This is a genomic window from Carboxylicivirga sp. (assembly GCF_982718395.1).
Window position 1 is genome coordinate 48,713 of record NZ_CEXQWX010000010.1, and the last position, 17,454, is coordinate 66,166.

Consider the following 17,454-nt stretch of genomic DNA (forward strand, 5'->3'; position numbering starts at 1 on the left):
AAGAACCATAACCAAATTCTGAGTCCAGGCATAGGTTTTACACAATTGATAAAGGAAAAACTATACACCTGCTACACCCTTAAAATCCAAATACCTGTGGCATCCACAGACTTAATTTTGGAATATATGTAACTAATAACAAAACGATTATCATTGCTATAAACATTGGTAATAACGGTTTAATTACCTTATCAATTTTCACATTAGCCACACTACACCCTATAAATAAAACCGAACCAACAGGTGGAGTACAAAGTCCCACACTCAGATTTAATACCATGATAATCCCAAAATGGGTTGGATCAACACCCATATTGGTTACTATTGGCAAAAATATTGGTGTAAAAATCAGCACTGCCGGAGTCATATCCATAAAAACACCAACAAATAACAATATCATGTTGATGATTAACAAGATGACAAAGGGATTATCACTAACACCTAATAAACCTGCACTTACATTTTGAGGAATGTTTTCGTAAGCCATTATCCAGGATAGACCAATACAAGTGGCCACCAATAGTAATACGATTGAAGTGGTTTTTACAGATCGTAATAGAATATCCGGTAAGTCACTTATCTTTATTTCTTGATAGATAAAAGATAACACCAATGCATATAAAACTGCAACCGCAGAAGCTTCTGTGGCAGTAAACAACCCACCAACAATTCCGCCAACTACAACGATTAAAAGAAATAAGCTGGGTATAGCGTCCCACAATACCTTTAGGCCACGTTTGACACCTTGTGTTTTTTTCCGAACCAATTGAATAATTGCTCCAAAGAGGCCAATAAGAATAACACCGATTGATGCATTAAATCCAACTGCTGATACGCCTTTTAATGCGTTTAATCCAATTATTAATACAATTAATGCTGAGATAGATGCCACTACCTTTGCAAGGGTTACAACTGCAGGAGCCAAACCATTTCTTTTATAAATAACCATTGCCATTGACACCAACATAATGGCCAAACCTGTCATAATACCAGGCATATAACCAGCCAGGAACAGTGCAGTAATAGAAACACCCCCGCTTGCCAGTGAGTATACGATAAGAATATTACTTGGCGGAATGGAAAGACCAGTTGTAGCTGATGCAATATTGACGGATGCACTAAAGTTTTCATCGTACTTGTCCTTTTTCATTTCAGGTCCCATAATTGAACCAATGGCTGATGCTGATGCAGCAGCAGAACCAGATATAGCACCAAACAGCATATTGGCAAAAACATTTACAAAAGCTAATCCCGCCGGCCAACGACCTACCAGAATTTTAGCCAGATTTATTAAGCGTAAAGCAATTCCTCCACTATTCATAATATTCCCGGCCAATATAAAAAACGGTATTGCCAACAAAGTGAAACTGTCGAGTCCTGTTGCCATTCGCTGAGCAAATGTTGTAAAAGCCGGCAGTGAATCAATGCTTACCAGCATTGTAAGAATACCTGCAATCCCAATACTAAAGGCAATTGGCACACCAATTACTAATAAAAACAAAAACGATACTACTAAAACTATTACTCCTAAGAACTCCATCAGGCTTCTCCTTTTTTGGGATTAATAATCAATACAATTGAATAAAAGATGATCAGAAGACCACTAATTGGCATAACGAGATAAACAAAACCTAAAGGCATACGCAATGCTGCTGAATTTACATCTAACTGAAAACGAGTAATCACCAGCCATATACCGCCAACCACCATCACCATTAAGGCAAATAAGGCTACTAAGGTGTTAATTGCAATATCAATGCGCCTACGATTATTTGGTGACACTTTTTGCTTTAATAAATCAATAGCCAGGTGTTGATTTTTGCCAGTAACATAAGCTGCTCCCAAAACACCAACCCAAATTAGTAAAAAGCCGGCCAGCTCATCGGTAAACGAACTGGGTGAACTCAAGAGATAACGACTAACAACCTGCCAAAGTACGTCCAACACTAAAACGCCCATCAGGCCTATAAGTACTTTTTCAAGAGCTCTGTTTATTATTTGTTCAACTTTCATAAAATGCTCAATTAATGAGTGTTTCTAATGCGAAGAATAAGGTCATACAATTCAGGTTGTTCCTTATATGAATCAAGGAGTTCTTCAACCTTGGCTTCAAAAGGAGCTTTATCCGGGTAAGTGACTTTAACCCCTTCCTCCTGCACCTTTCTTAATGCTTCTTCTTCAGCAGCGATCCACAAGCTCCGCTCTTCAATAACAGAGGCATCAGCAGCTTTTTGCAACCAATCCTTTTGCTGATCGGATAATTTATTCCAAACAACTGTACTTATAATTAATACGTCTGGTACACGTGTGTGCTCATTTAAGCTATAGTGTTTGCAAACTTCGTAATGCCGCGAAGTCAATAAGCTTGGAGGGTTATTCTCAGCTCCATCCACAACACCACTTTGTAAAGCAGTATACAGTTCACCCCATGAGATAGGTGTTGGAGAACCACCCATTGCCTTTACCATGCTCATGGCAGTCTGGCTCTTCATCACTCTGATTTTCATACCAACTAAATCATCTGGGTGGGTTATGTCCTTATTTAAACTGTAATAACTCCGTGCGCCGGCATCATAAAAGCACAAACCTTTGAGGTTATACTTTTCGGTTGAATTTAAAAACTCTTTGCCAATAGGACCATCCAACACTTTATAGCAGTGCTCCCTCGAGCGCAATACGTATGGTAAGCCCAAAACCTGATAATTATTCGTAAAACTTTCCAAAGCAGCTGCTGAAACTTTTGTAATAGCTAAACTACCAATCTGTAAAAGTTCTACACACTGCTGTTCGCCTCCCAGCTGAGCACTGGGGTATATTTCCATACTCATCTTACCTTCAGATATCTTATTTAAGGTATCTGCCATAAATACCATTGCTTTGTGAACAGGGTGAGATGGATCAAGTCCGTGAGCCAGCTTTATACTAGAATAGTTAGATTGTCTGTTACATGCCAGTAATGACAATAAAACCATAACAGCTAAACCTGATTTAATTGTAAATTTTCCTTTCATGGAGTTAGATAATAATTAAACTAATAAACTTCGACGAATACCTAATTCCAATCCGCGTATCTCGGCAAGGCCTTTCATACGACCATAAAGTGAATAGCCCGGATTATTATCTTGTCCCACATCACCTAACATTTGATTTCCATGATCGGGACGAACAGGAATCGAGAAATCTTTTCGCCCTGCTTTCTTACGATTTTCTTCTTCTTCAATAATAGCTTTTAACACCGCGTAAATGTCCACATCACCATCAAACAGATAGTCTTCGTTGAAGTTATAATCGGTATCACGCTTGACATTACGTAAGTGGGCAAAGTTGATGCGAGGTGCCAACTCTTTAGCCATCACTGATAGATCATTAAAGTAACCAGCACCCCATGATCCGGTACAAAGGGTTACTCCATTCGAAACAGAATCAACGGTATTGATAATCGTTTTGGCATCTTCCAAAGTACTTACCACCCGCGGTAACCCAAGTAAGCCCCAAGGCGGATCATCCGGATGGATGGCCATACGAACACCAGCCTTTTCGGCAACGGGAATGATCGCAGCTAAAAATTCCTGGAGATGTTTTCTTAATTTCTCATCGTCAATATCAGCATAAGCATCCAATACCGTTTGAAATTGTTCCAATGTATAACTTTCCTCTGCACCCGGTAGACCTTTTATTACAGTATTGGTCAGGATTTCCTTGCCGGCATCATCCAGACTGTTATAATAAGCTTCTGCTTCTTTTACTATTTTTTCGGTGTAATCATTAGCTGCGCCTGGACGCTTTAAAATATGAATATCAAAAGCCGCAAACACCTTCTGTTCATATATTAATGCCAATGAGCCATCATCAAAAACCGATTCAAGGTTGGTACGCGACCAATCTAAAACAGGCATAAAATTGTAGCAAATAGTTTCAATACCGCACTGTCCCAGGTTACGGATTGATTCCTGGTAGTTAGTCACATATTGTTCCCAGTTGCCGCTTTGTTTCTTAATATCTTCATGAACAGGCACACTCTCTACAACAGACCATACAAGCCCTGCCGCTTCAACCTCAGCTTTTCTCTTTTTAATTTCTTCAACAGTCCACACTTCACCGTTTGGAATATGATGCAAAGCTGTCACAATACCAGTTGCACCGGTTTGTTTTATATCTGATAATGTTATACGGTCATTAGGTCCGTACCATCTCCAAGTTTGTTCTATCATTGTTATTTCTTTTAAAGGTGAAGAAGCCATGAAAAAAAGCAATACACAAACACCATGGCTTCTTCAAGACCTAATTGTTAAACACCACTATATGCACTAAATCCGCCATCGACAGGTACAACTACACCTGTGATAAATTTTGACCAGTCGGATAATAAGTAATTAACGGTGCCACATAATTCCTCAGGCTCACCGTAACGTTCCATAGGTGTATTGGTGATTATTTTATTTCCACGAGGAGTAGCTTCACCTGTTTGCTCATCAATCAGTAAAAAACGATTCTGATTGGTCAATAAAAAACCTGGAGCAATTGCATTTACCCGAATACCGGTTTTGGCAAAATGCACTGCCAGCCACTGAGTAAAGTTGTTTATGGCCGCCTTAGCAGCCGAGTAGGCCGGTATCTTAGTTAAAGGTGTATAAGAGTTCATTGAAGATACATTAACAATCGCTCCTTCTTTTTTATTCAGCATATCTTTGGCAAATACCATTGAAGGCAATAAAGTTCCCTGGAAGTTCAATGCAAATACCTTGTCAAATCCTTCCATTTGAAGACCAAAGAATGTTTCTTCCAATTTATCAAGTTTATCATCAGTGAGAAACTCTGCCTGTGTTGTAGCACTGGCTGCATTTCCACCGGCTCCGTTTAGCAAGTAATCAACAGTACCTAATTCTTTATGAATGACTTCTAATGCCGCTTCAAGCGATTCCTTTTCTAATACATTCGCACTAATACCGATTGAAGAAACGCCATAATCTTCCGTAATCTCTTCCGCTACTTTCTTCGCTGCTTCTTGATTTAGGTCAAGAATAGCCATTTTAACGCCATGAATTGCTAAGCCCTTAGCAATGGTAGAACATAATACGCCACCTCCACCTGTTACAACTGCTACCTTATCTTTTAAATTTAACTCTGTCATCAGATTCTATTTTAAGGATTTAATTGTATTAATTAATTCTCTCGCCTTCTCTTCCAGTGCTTTGTAATCTTTGCTATCCATTATTTCTTTAGGAAATAAATTAGAGCCCATACCAACGCATGTAACACCAGCAGCGAACCACATTTCCAGATTTTCTTTATCACAGCTTACGCCACCAGTAGGCATAATATCCGTCCAGGGCATCGGTGCTTTCACTGCTTTCACAAATGACGGACCTCCCACCTCAGATGCCGGAAATACTTTAACCACTTCTGCTCCTAACTCTTGCGCCTTTCCAATTTCACTAATGGTTCCGCAGCCTGGTGACCACATAACTTTCCGTCGGTTACAAATTTTAGCCATGTTTTCATTGAGCAATGGAGAAACGATAAAATTAGCTCCATTTTGAATGTAGAGAGCTGTTGTTCCCTCTTCAACGATGGAGCCGGCACCCAAAATCATACCTGGTAATTCGGTCAAGGCATATTTATTTAATTCAGTAAAAAGTTCATGTGCAAAGTCTCCCCTATTGACAAACTCAAAAACACGAATGCCACCATTGTAACATGCTTTAAGCACGTTTTTACAAACTTCTATATCGGCATGGTAGAATACGGGCACAACGCCTGTTTCCTTCATTGCCAGATAAACTTCTATTCTTGTGTATTTGGACATGATATTGTTTTAAAAAGACAGCAAAGCCGGCCTGTATATAATCACTGGTTATTCTATTATTTTCAAAAGGTAAAAGGACGAAGAAACCAATCCACCTCCATCCTCTTACCATTTTCCCGGTCGTTACCAGGCTCCTTCAAAAAAACTATTATTTCAAACAAAAATTATTTACTCTAATCTGCAAAAGTCAAACTAACAAGACTTTGTCATCAATAACCAGCAAATTATCTGGAAACACGCCCCGAAGCATCGCCTCCCATAAGTTTCTCAACTTCTTCAACCGTCACCAGGTTGTAATCGCCATGAATGGTATGCTTCAGGCATGATGCTGCTGTTGCAAATTCAAGGGCTTTCTGGTCATCGTCTTCATAAGTCAATAAACCATAGATTAAACCACCCATAAATGAATCGCCACCACCAACACGATCAACAATATGCGTGATGTCGTAATCGGCCGCTTTAAACAGTTTTTCACCGTCATATAACACGCCCGACCATTTATTGTGGTTGGCATTGATGGAACCTCGCAATGTTGTAATCACCTTCTTAACTCGCGGATATTCTTTCATTATTTGCTGAGATACGCTCCTGTAAGCTTCTGCTTCAACATGACCACTTGTAACATCCATTCCTTCGGGGTGAATACCTAATACCATCGCAGCGTCTTCTTCGTTACCCAATACAATATCACATCCTGTCACCAGTTCCGGCATTACTTCAGATGCTTTTTTACCATATTTCCACAGGTTCTTGCGATAATTCAGATCACACGAAACAGTTACACCCAAACGGTTAGCTGCTTTAATGGCCTCCAGACAGGCATCAGCAGCACCTTGCGAAACAGCCGGTGTGATACCGGTCCAATGAAAGAAGGCGGCATCATTCAACACTTCATCCCAATTCACCATACCGGGCTCAATGGTTGAAAATGAAGAGAAAGCCCGATCATACACGACCTTGCTTGCGCGTGCAACAGCTCCTGTCTCCAGAAAATATATTCCTAAACGATCACCTCCATATAATATATGCTCCGTGTTAACGCCATACTTTCTCAATTCTTTCATACATGCCTCACCCATATCATTCTTAGGTAAGCGTGTCACCAATGCAACTTCGATTCCATAATTAGCCAGAGAGTATGCAACGTTAGCCTCACCTCCTCCATAACACATTTCTAAGTTTTTTGCCTGTGAAAAGCGCTGGTAACCCGGCGTTGACAGGCGCAACATGATTTCTCCAAACGTGATTACTTTTTTAGACATTTTAAATATAATTTGTTTCATTATGCAGGATGCACCTGCTTTGTTTGCTTCTCTCCCCTTATTTTTCCAATTAATTACAAAACTGTAAATACCATCTTTAAATTATTTTTCTGTGCAAATATAATCAAAAAGTGTGTGCGCACACACTTTTTGATTATATTTGCACAGAAAATCTATTAACATGCTGATACACGACGACTTTCTATTATCTAATAACACAGCCAAAACGCTGTACCATGAATATGCAGCCCACCTACCTATTATTGATTATCATTGCCATTTATCTCCGCAACAGATTGCTGAAGATATTAACTTCGAAAACCTGACGCAGATATGGTTACATGGCGATCATTATAAATGGCGTGCTTTGAGAACCAATGGTATTGATGAGAAATATATAACGGGCGAAACCAGCGATTGGGATAAATATAACAATTGGGCAAAAACGGTTCCATATACTTTGCGGAATCCTCTTTATCACTGGACACACCTGGAACTCAATAAGCCTTTTGGTATCAAAAAATTGTTAAACCAGGATACTGCTAAAGAAATTTGGGATGAATGTAATGCTAAACTGCAAACACCGGAATTCTCATGTAAAGGATTAATTCAACAAGCTAATGTTGAAGTGATCTGCACTACTGATGATCCGGCTGATTCACTTGAATGGCACCAGATGATTAAAGATTCTGGTTTTAAAACCAAGGTACTTCCTACCTGGCGGGCTGATAAGGCATTGGCCATTAATCAGGCAGATGACTTTATTACTTACCTGGCAAAACTCAGTAAAGTTTCGGGCATTGAGATTTCAAGCTATGCCACGCTAATGGAAGCACTTCAGGTTCGTCAGAACTTTTTTGAGCAGATGGGTTGTAAATTGTCTGATCATGGACTGGATCGTTTCTACTGCGATGATTTTACGAACGATGAAATTGAATCCATTTTTAAAAAAGGGATTAATAAAAAAACTCTGAGCAAAACTGAAGTTTCAAAATACCGATCGGCCGTATTGTATGAGTTGGCTGTGATGGACTATAACAAAGGCTGGACACAGCAGTTCCATGTTGGTGCAATTCGAAATAACAACACTAAAATGTTTAATCAGATTGGTGCTGATACCGGTTTTGACTCTATTGCAGATGACCTGGTTGCCAAAGACATGTCTAAATTCTTCAACCGCTTAGCCTCTGAAGGCAAGCTAACTAAAACCATTCTTTACAACCTGAACCCATCACATAATGAAGTGTATGCAACGATGATCGGAAACTTCCAGGACGGAAGCATTGCTGGTAAAATACAATGGGGATCGGGATGGTGGTTCCTGGATCAGAAAGATGGTATGGAAAAACAGATGAATGCTTTATCCAACCTGGGGTTACTAAGCCGCTTTGTGGGCATGTTGACCGATTCGCGCAGTTTTCTGAGCTACAGCCGGCATGAATATTTCCGTCGCATCCTTTGCAACCTGTTAGGTCAAGATGTGGAGAATGGCTTAATTCCTAATGATATGAGTTTATTAAAGGAATATGTTGAAGGCATTTGTTATTACAATGCGAAAAACTATTTCAATTTTTAAAAATGCATAAATTATAGTTTCTTTGGGTTAATAATTGGTATGCGGGACGCCAGTATCTTACTGGCGTTCTTATTTTATTCAGGATGAAAATCAGAATTGTAGATATAGCTAAAAAGGCTGAAGTTTCGGTTGGTACTGTTGATCGTTATATTCACAAACGTGGTAAAGTTTCTCAAAAAGCTGCCGAAAAGATTCAAGTGGCGATAAAAGAGTTGGGGTATGAACCTGATATTATGGCCCGTAATCTGGCGCTTAAGAAAGAACACAAAATAGCTTGCCTCATACCTGCTCCCGATGAAATAATATATTGGGAACGACCCGATTCAGGCATCAACAAGGCTATATCTGAATTATCATCATTTAAAGTCATTATAGATAAATTCTATTTTAATGCTCGCGCGGACTCATTTAAAGAAATCAGTCAACAGGTGCTTGAAAAACAATATGATGGAATTGTGTATGTGCCAATGTTTTTTGATGAATCATTAAGCTTTTGCAAGGAATTAAGGAATATGAATATCCCTTTTATTCACCTCAATATCCATCATACAGAAACTGAACCTCTTGCTTTTATCGGTCAACATGCTCATTCTGCCGGACAAGTAGCTGCCAGTCTATGTCAGATGGCACTTAAAACTGATCAGGAAATACTAATCACTTATGTTTCAAAAGAGCAGCACGAGTTTTCGCACCACGAAGAACGAATCGATGGCTTTATGAACTTTGCTTGGCAAAATACATTCAAACCTAAGATTCATCACCTGACGCTGAAAATTGAGGAAGAGGAAAAGAAATACGAATCAATTCTATTGGATTTTCTAAATAATAATAGTCAGGTACAGATTATTTTCGTACCTAACTCTCGCGCATACCGCATTGCCAGTATCCTGAAAAAGAGCCAGCTTCCAAACAAAATGATCATTGGCTTTGATACCCTTGATGAAAATGTGCAATACCTAAAAGAAGGGATGATTGATGTGCTGATTGGACAGCAATCAAAAGCGCAAGGTTACAATGCGGTGATGTTGATGTTTAATTACCTGTTTAAGAAAGTAGAAGTTGATGGTACTCATTACCTGCCTATTGACATACTAAATCGTCAAAACATCGATTTTTACGAGGGTTTGTTGAAGTAAATTATCAAACGCTATTAATGTTTAATCATTAACGTGGTGTTCATTACAGTACACCGCTGTTATATCTTCAACCCCATCACACAAATATCATCGATTTGCTCATTATTACCTCTCCATGTATTTATTTCGTTATCAATTATTTCTTTTTGCTCCTCCATTGATTGATGATGTACAGAAAGAAGTGTCTTCCTGAATCTCTTATAAGAATACTTCTTGTCTTTTGGTCCGCCAAATTGGTCAACATAGCCATCTGAAAAGATATAGAGCCTTGTATCTGTTGTGATGTTAATTGTGTGATTGGTATACGGTTCGCGGTATTCATATTTACCAATGGGTTGCCTGTTGGGCTTTATTTCATTTAATTCTTCATTTTGAATATAGTAAAGGGAATTATTAGAACCCGCATAGTCTAATTGTTTCGTTTTTACATCGAAGCAACATAAAGCGATATCCATTCCATCAGTAACATCCTCGTCACTTTGCGAAAATTGACTTTCGAGAATCTCTGTTGTTTTATCAAGTATTTTACCGGGCTCATAAATACCCAACTCCTTAACTGTTTCATTGAGAGAATTAATACACATGACACTAAGTATTGCACCCGGAACGCCGTGCCCGGTGCAATCTGCCACAGCGAAAAAAACCTTATCTCCTATCTTTTCCAACCAATAAAAATCACCTGAAAGAAGGTCTTTGGGTTTATAAAGAATGAATGAATTGGGCAGGTGTTCTTTGATTAGTTTCTCGGTAGGCAAAACTCCATTCTGGATCCGCTTCGCATAAACAATGCTATCAACTATATTTTTAAGAGCTTCTTTTTTCTGCCGATTAATGCGCCATAACACCAACCCCAATCCACTGATCATTAAAATGGATACAATTGCTACAAAAATGGCAATGCGTTGATAATTTATGACTTTAGTTTTTTCAACAATTTCTTCAGTTTGTTCTTCAATTTTATCTTCCTGCATATCAATCACCTGAAGGGCAGCTTCAAGCTTTTGTTCCCATACCTTTTCAGATGTTATACGATTATGTGACGATAGTAAGCTTTCTTCAATTACCGCACCCTTGCTGTTGATGGCTTCTTTTTGAATCTCATAGAAAAGCTCATTACTCTTATCCATAGCGAAATTGAGCATGGATGTTCCAAAAGGAAAATTCTCTGTTACAATAATGTATGGATGTCCGTTTAGTTTCTCATTGAGATCGCTAATGCGGATTTTACTATCTCCCGCCAAATATAAAAGATCAACGGTTTCAACACTTCTAATATTCTTAAACTCTAATAACTCAACCGGTACTCCACGGATGGTTAGTTCTTCTTCTCTGGACTCTAACTCTTCAAACAATGTCCTGATAGCTTTACCTTTACCGTATATTCCAATCTTATAGCTTTTTGCATCAGTAACTGCCGGATAGGAAATCTTTGTTGCAATATCAATAATAAAATCTGCTTTTCTTTTGGTAATTATGTTTTCATTCTTCGCATTAACCGTAATAGAGATGAAAATAAGGATCAAACTAACTGCAATTTTTCTGACTTTGAATAAATAATCCATGCTTTGTTTTTACGTACGTATTTATTCAACGACAATCGCCATTGAATACTAATTTCTCATGTTGCTGAAATGCCCCCAATCCCCATTCTCGCCTCACCAGGCAGGGCAGCTATATCCGAATAGTATATGCTAAAATAGAATTTTTGAATGAAAGCACCAGCCATGCTTGATCAATCCTCAACTTCTTTTGATAAACAAAACAAATAGGAGGATAATTGGCACATAATGCTTCAAGCACGAAATGCTTGGCTAATCTGGCTTATATTTTTTCTTCGATTTATTTGTTAATCCAAAATAATCTTTCAACTTTGTAACTCAAAGTACTTTTATGCATGAATGTAATAGAAATAATCCAAGTCACTCAGAATATGATGAATCCTTCAATAAGATTCTTATCATCAGGTGTATTAACTGGTTTAATAGAAGGTCATTATGCATTAATTTGAAAACCCTTAAAGACTAAATATTTTTTTAAATATATACTTTGAAATACAAAGTACTTTTAAAACTTTAATCATGAATAAAAAAGAAAGAAATCTAATCACCATCTGTTTGGCAATCGTTGGTAGTTACTTGTTTTACAAACAAGACGCAGGTATAAACAAATTGGTATTCACCACCATTTCTGCAATTGTATTGATTTATCAAAATAAAGAAAAGGGGGTTAAAAGTTTAGCTATAGCGATTCTTCCATCCTTGTTGAGCTCATTTTTTATAGTTTGGTATCCACAGTTATTGACACGTATTATCTGGCTTTTTAGTTATTTATTTATGTGGAGTACAATGCTACCAACACCATTTCCCATTGTCACTCTTCTACAGGGTTTGTACTCAATTATTGAAAGTCCATTTAGCATATTTAAAAAAGATGAATCTAAGCTTACACCTAAAGAATCATCAGGAAACAGAAAAGGTATTATTTACTTAATTACTGCAATAATTGTTTCTATTTTTATCATGTTATATATTAATAGTAACCCTGTTTTTTCAGAGCTTTTCTCTAAAATTGACCTGTCTTTTATTGAGTTTGGGTTTATATTAACAATAGTAGGATTGTTTCTTTTATTATATGGTCTTGTAAAAATCAACATAAATGACAGCATTCAAGAATTAAACTTAATCAACACGTCAATAAACAAATCAGAACTTACTAAAAGAGATGAACAAGAGTTTTTAATTGCCAAGTTGAGTATTTGGATTATAGGTGTCATTTTATTTATTGCTAATGTTGGTGACTTAATTGTCATTTTTACAGGTAAATTACCAGAAGGAATCACATATTCAGAATATGTCCACCAAGGATTTTATACTCTTATATTTACACTTAGTTTAGCAATTGGACTAGTGATCTATTTTTTTAGAGGTCAATTAAATTTTCATTCAAACTTAAAAATTATAAAAAACGCAAGCATTTTCTGGATTTTACAAAACTTATTACTTGCTCTAATTACTGCTTACAAAAACTTTCTGTATGTTGAGGTTTATGGATTAACTTATAAAAGAATCGCAGTGTTTTTAGGCTTAATCTGTGTGGTAATTGGTTTAGTTCTTTCTTTAAAAAAGCTTTATAATCCTTTCACAAATTGGCTGTATTTTAACAAATTAACTATGAATGCATTTGTTTGTTTTGTTTTGATGTCATTTATTCCAATGGATAGATTAATTACAAGATATAACCTTTCCTATTCTGAAACAGTTGACCTATCCTATATATTGAGTTTAAGCAAGCCGGACCTTGAATTGGTTGATGACTTTATTCGTGAAAAGGAAGGGCCATATTCTAATAATGCTTTAATCGTCCGCAATAAAATATTACATCTGACCGAAAAGGCTTCAAATTGTAACTGGCAAAGTTGGAGTTTATACATTAACCAATACAATAGGACTAAGTAATTGGGCTCTTTTTATGAACTATAAGGGCCAACCGATGGAGCGAAAACAATTCGCATGGTTAGATGTAATACTCTCTGAAAAATATTAAGGAACCACAAATTACACAAATCATAGGGTTTTCCTCCAGAAAACAATTTGTTCATTCGCGTAATTTGCAGTTATAAATATCAATCGTTTACAGAAGTCTTGTTCTTAGGTTCAAATCCATCATATATCCTTATGTGTTCATAAATAGTCAATTGTCAGCTACAAAACGATAATTTCATTTACTATCCAAGCTAATGGTTTTATACAGCCTTTCAATAATAACCAGCATAGTTTGTTCAACGGTACACTTTGAAGTATCAATTACCAAATCAGGATTTTGAGGAACCTCATAAGGTGCTGAAATACCTGTAAAGTTGTCAATTTCTCCATTTCGGGCTTTCTTATATAAGCCCTTTTCATCCCTTTGTTCACAAACCTCAATGGGTGTTGAAAGGTAAATTTCTGTATAGTTATCTAACGATGAGCGTAAATAATCTCTGGATACCTGATATGGAGTTATTAAAGAAGCAATAACTGTTATTCCTTCTTTTTGAATCCTTTGAGCTTCTTCTGCCACCTTTTCAAGGTGTTTGATTCGTCCCTCTTTTGTATAATTGGTATTTTGATTTTTTTGCCTAATTGCGTCACCATCTAAAACAACCACCTTGCGACCTGCTTTCTTTAACATGCTGCAAAGTGCATTTGCCAATGTGGTTTTTCCAGAACCTGACAATCCTGTAAACCAGATTATTTCAGCTTTACTCTGGCTATCTTGTTGATCCTCATTCATGATCATTCAATCCAGTATTAATTGATGATTAGTTTGTGTTCTTGCATATCGTCAAGCATTTTAATCAACAATATATAGGTTCTTTTTTAAAGTTATTGGTATCCAGCTGATACTGGTACGTTTTCATTTCATATCTACCATGCAATATACCGTTAAGATCCAATAACTCGATTGAATTAATCAATTGATCTGATTTATCGTAATACTTTTCATTACTGAACTCCTCCAATATAGAAAACCAATCGATAGTCGCCCGGTTTGATCAGATAAGACTCCAGTATGGGATGCCCCCAGGAGTTATCACCACCAACACCCATTTGATCATAGTCAATCTGCAGGCAAATATTCCGGTGCTTTTTCAACTCCCAATCAAATCGTTTTGTACTTAACTCTTTGGCGGTATAGGGTCGTGTACTCATTGAGAACAGATGAGAAGGATCGGCTGTAATGCGTAAACCATCGTTATTGCCAGTTGTAAACTCAACCCAGCGTATATCGCAACGGTTGGCATTCTCCTGCGGCCTGACATATGGAGTGATCCAGTCTGTCACATTATGCTGGTAGATGCCCACTGCAGCACCCGTTTTGCGGTCTTTATGGTTTTCGTGCGGACCACGACCAAACCATTCAACCTGCTCCAGTTCACAGTTGATTTCCACTTGCCAGCCCAGACGTGGTAAGTTGGGATTGCCTTCTGGAATATGCCATTGGGTATCCACTTTTAGTTGCCCCGATGGACTGATGGTATAATTCACCCGGCAGGTTGTTTTTGTTTCAAGGAACACAAATTGCACCTGTACACCGTTAATTCTTCCAGATTTTTTCAGCAGCCGGATATCCTTTACCTGGTAACGATCTGCTTCTGTTTTCCAAACTCCCATCTTTCTGTCCACTTTCCAGCCTTTGTCATTATCGGTTAAAGGACGCCAGAAATTAAAGCGCATGGGTTCTTTGATTAGCTGTTGCTTTTTGTGCCAATACTCCTTCAACAATCCTGTTTCTTTATCAATCACTAACTGAAAATCGTTGCCACTAAACAGATAGGCCTTATCAACAGCCTTAAATGAAACATCAACAGTTTTGGTTTCCTCAATCAAATACGATTCTGACCTGGCTATTTCAAATTGCTCCCAAGCCAATACGTAATCCTTGGAAGCCCATGATCGATCTTCCTTCTGGCGACAATAGATATTAAGGTGAACATCTTTGCCTTTGGGCAGTTCCTCGTTTTCAAAGGTAATTATTTGTTGATCTAAAGGGTTAATATTAATATCTGTCAGCACATTTTCAACTCTCTTTTTTCCATCAATTATCCACTGGTAACTAAAAGTGTATTGATTGGTGTTGCTGGTACTGCTGTGGTTGATAATTTCAACCTTTAATGGATTTTCACTAACTAGCCTCATATACACAGGCTGGTACACCTTTTTCATCTCGAAATAATGCGGATGAGGCTCCAGGTCGGCAGCAATAATGCCATTTACACAAAAATTTCCATCGTTAGGCGTATCACCGTAATACCCTCCATAAACAAAGCCACTGTCCGGATTTTCAGGATTCCGCCAGAGCGCCTGGTCGGTCCAGTCCCATATAAATCCGCCTGCCAGCATATCTTCCTCGTAAACGAGATCCCAATAATCCTGAAAATTACCCAGGCTGTTTCCCATAGCATGGCAATATTCGTTCATCACAAATGGTTTGCCTGATGGATATTCTCCATGCATGGATGAGTTGGATGTTTCGCCACGCTCGCCAAAACGTTTGGCTTTACCATTCACATGAGCCGTCAGCCATTTAATGGTTTTATAGGTCTGACTGTCCATATCGGCGGCCAGATTCATTCCGGCATAGTGGATCGGGCGTTGTTCCTTGTCAATCTGTTGCGTCACCGATCGCATAGTCATAAAGGTATTGCCGTACCCTGCTTCGTTACCCAGCGACCACATCATTACACAAGGATGCTGCCTATCTCGGACCACCATCCGCTCCATACGTTCCGTACAAGCCTTTTCCCACTCAGGTAAATCGCCCGGCAACACACGCTTATGGTAGCTTAAGCCATGCGATTCCACATTCACCTCGTCCATTATCATGATACCATATCGATTGCAGAGTTCGTACCAATACGGATCATTGGGATAATGCGCAGTTCGTACAAAATTCACATTACCTTGCTTCAACAGTATGATTTCCTTCTCCTTCTGCTCTCGGGTAATCGTCCAGCCCTGATCCGGAGAAAACTCATGCCGGTTAACACCCCTGATCTTGAATGGACGACCGTTAAAAAGTACCTGCTTTCCGTCCACTCTCATCTCCCTAAATGCCAGTGGCAGGTTATATACTTCAAGCACCTTGTTTTTATTGAGATGTTCTATAAGAAGATGATACATTTGCGGATCATCGGGCGACCACAAACGAATATTTTCGACCTGAAAGCTTGCCTGATATGCTTCCTTGTTAAAACCCTGATGGATTGTATTAATCGCGATCTTATCGCGGCTAAATACCTCTTTACCTTCCGGTGATAATAGTTTAATGCGCAGCTTGTGTTTATTGGCTTTGGACGAACTAAAGCTGGTAAATGTCGTGAAAAGATTCACCTCTGCCGACATATCGGTTAAATTGATTTCGGGCTGAGCGTATACATCCCACAGGTTCACCTTTGGTACAGCCCGCAGAAATACATCGCGGTAAATACCACTCAGTCGCCAGTAATCCTGATCTTCGAGATAGGAGCCATCGCAGTATTTATAAACCTCAACAGCCAGTAGGTTCTCCCCTTCTTTCAGGTAAGAACTAATATCAAATTCAGATGGTAAACGTGAGCCTTGTGTATAGCCAACCTTATGACCATTTACCCACACAAATGCCGCTGAACTCAAGCCTGCAAAATGCAATATTATTTGCTTCTGCTTCCAGTTTTCGGGCACTTTAAACGTACGAATATAAGAACCAACCGGATTACGTTCTTTATAAGTTGTGTAATCAGTTGGAGGTGTATCCATAACCTTTGGTGGGTTAACTTTAAAAGGGTAACGGTCGTTCAGGTATTGAGCCGTTCCGAAACCTTGACGCTCAATGGTTGAAGGAACCGTAATAGTGCCCCATCCACTATGGTCAAATGTTTCCTGATAGAAGTCAGCAGGTCGTTGCGAAGGTTCAGGAGCCCAGTTGAAGTGCCACTCGCCGTTTAATGACTGCACCCAATCGGAATGACCATAGGAACTTTGTAAAGCACTTTGGACATTAGCCGCAGGCCATATAGAAGTTCGGGCAGGTAGCTTATTAATTCCATACACTTCAGGATTTTGAAGTTCAGCCGGAACCTGAGCAGAGACATTAGTTATATGGAAAACAAATAACAGAACTATTTTGAAACGAACAATCACTTTCTCACTTAAC

13 protein-coding genes are annotated in these 17,454 nt (G+C 38.4%); 3 read left to right on the forward strand and 10 right to left on the reverse strand.

Going from position 1 to position 17,454, the window contains the following annotated elements:
• Positions 1-79 precede the first annotated feature (79 nt).
• The 7 genes from AC4MRQ_RS03755 to AC4MRQ_RS03785 form a co-directional block, all read right to left on the reverse strand.
• Entirely contained in the window at positions 80-1,540 is a 1,461-nt protein-coding gene (locus tag AC4MRQ_RS03755) for a TRAP transporter large permease (protein WP_491196308.1), read from the reverse strand.
• Complete coding sequence (locus tag AC4MRQ_RS03760) at positions 1,540-2,013, reverse strand: TRAP transporter small permease (RefSeq protein ID WP_491196309.1); 474 nt, start codon at positions 2,011-2,013, stop codon at positions 1,540-1,542. The genes AC4MRQ_RS03755 and AC4MRQ_RS03760 overlap by 1 nt, the downstream gene beginning before the upstream one ends.
• Positions 2,014-2,024: 11 nt before the next feature.
• Positions 2,025-3,011 carry a TRAP transporter substrate-binding protein gene (locus tag AC4MRQ_RS03765; RefSeq protein WP_491196310.1) on the reverse strand — a complete coding sequence of 329 codons (987 nt, stop codon included), beginning with the start codon at positions 3,009-3,011 and terminating at the stop codon, positions 2,025-2,027.
• A gap of 15 nt (positions 3,012-3,026) precedes the next feature.
• Positions 3,027-4,211 carry a mannonate dehydratase gene (gene uxuA / locus AC4MRQ_RS03770; protein ID WP_491196311.1) on the reverse strand — a complete coding sequence of 395 codons (1,185 nt, stop codon included), beginning with the start codon at positions 4,209-4,211 and terminating at the stop codon, positions 3,027-3,029.
• 77 nt (positions 4,212-4,288) lie between these two features.
• Entirely contained in the window at positions 4,289-5,131 is an 843-nt protein-coding gene (locus AC4MRQ_RS03775) for an SDR family oxidoreductase (RefSeq protein ID WP_491196312.1), read from the reverse strand.
• A 6-nt stretch (positions 5,132-5,137) separates the two neighbouring features.
• Positions 5,138-5,806, reverse strand: a complete 669-nt coding sequence (locus AC4MRQ_RS03780) for a bifunctional 4-hydroxy-2-oxoglutarate aldolase/2-dehydro-3-deoxy-phosphogluconate aldolase (RefSeq protein ID WP_491196313.1) — start codon at positions 5,804-5,806, stop codon at positions 5,138-5,140.
• Between the two features lie 224 nt (positions 5,807-6,030).
• Positions 6,031-7,068 (reverse strand): PfkB family carbohydrate kinase, encoded by a 1,038-nt coding sequence (locus AC4MRQ_RS03785; protein ID WP_491196314.1) that lies wholly within the window; start codon positions 7,066-7,068, stop codon positions 6,031-6,033.
• A gap of 181 nt (positions 7,069-7,249) precedes the next feature.
• On the opposite strand from AC4MRQ_RS03785, the gene uxaC reads away from it, so the two are divergent.
• Positions 7,250-8,644 carry a glucuronate isomerase gene (uxaC, locus tag AC4MRQ_RS03790; protein ID WP_491196315.1) on the forward strand — a complete coding sequence of 465 codons (1,395 nt, stop codon included), beginning with the start codon at positions 7,250-7,252 and terminating at the stop codon, positions 8,642-8,644.
• 83 nt (positions 8,645-8,727) lie between these two features.
• A complete protein-coding gene (locus AC4MRQ_RS03795) occupies positions 8,728-9,780 on the forward strand; it encodes a substrate-binding domain-containing protein (protein WP_491196316.1) in 1,053 nt (350 codons plus the stop codon).
• Positions 9,781-9,839: 59 nt separating this feature from the next.
• Here AC4MRQ_RS03795 and AC4MRQ_RS03800 read toward each other — a convergent pair whose 3' ends face one another.
• A complete protein-coding gene (locus tag AC4MRQ_RS03800) occupies positions 9,840-11,342 on the reverse strand; it encodes a YfiR/HmsC family protein (protein WP_491196317.1) in 1,503 nt (500 codons plus the stop codon).
• Positions 11,343-11,858: 516 nt separating this feature from the next.
• On the opposite strand from AC4MRQ_RS03800, the gene AC4MRQ_RS03805 reads away from it, so the two are divergent.
• On the forward strand, positions 11,859-13,235 hold the full coding sequence (locus AC4MRQ_RS03805; RefSeq protein WP_491196318.1) for a DUF4153 domain-containing protein: 1,377 nt from the start codon (positions 11,859-11,861) through the stop codon (positions 13,233-13,235).
• Between the two features lie 262 nt (positions 13,236-13,497).
• Here AC4MRQ_RS03805 and cysC read toward each other — a convergent pair whose 3' ends face one another.
• Together cysC and AC4MRQ_RS03815 are read right to left on the reverse strand one after the other, a co-directional pair.
• Positions 13,498-14,058 carry an adenylyl-sulfate kinase gene (cysC, locus tag AC4MRQ_RS03810; RefSeq protein WP_491196319.1) on the reverse strand — a complete coding sequence of 187 codons (561 nt, stop codon included), beginning with the start codon at positions 14,056-14,058 and terminating at the stop codon, positions 13,498-13,500.
• Positions 14,059-14,264: 206 nt separating this feature from the next.
• Positions 14,265-17,454: glycoside hydrolase family 2 TIM barrel-domain containing protein (locus AC4MRQ_RS03815; protein WP_491196320.1), on the reverse strand; the 3,190-nt coding region annotated here is incomplete at its 5' end.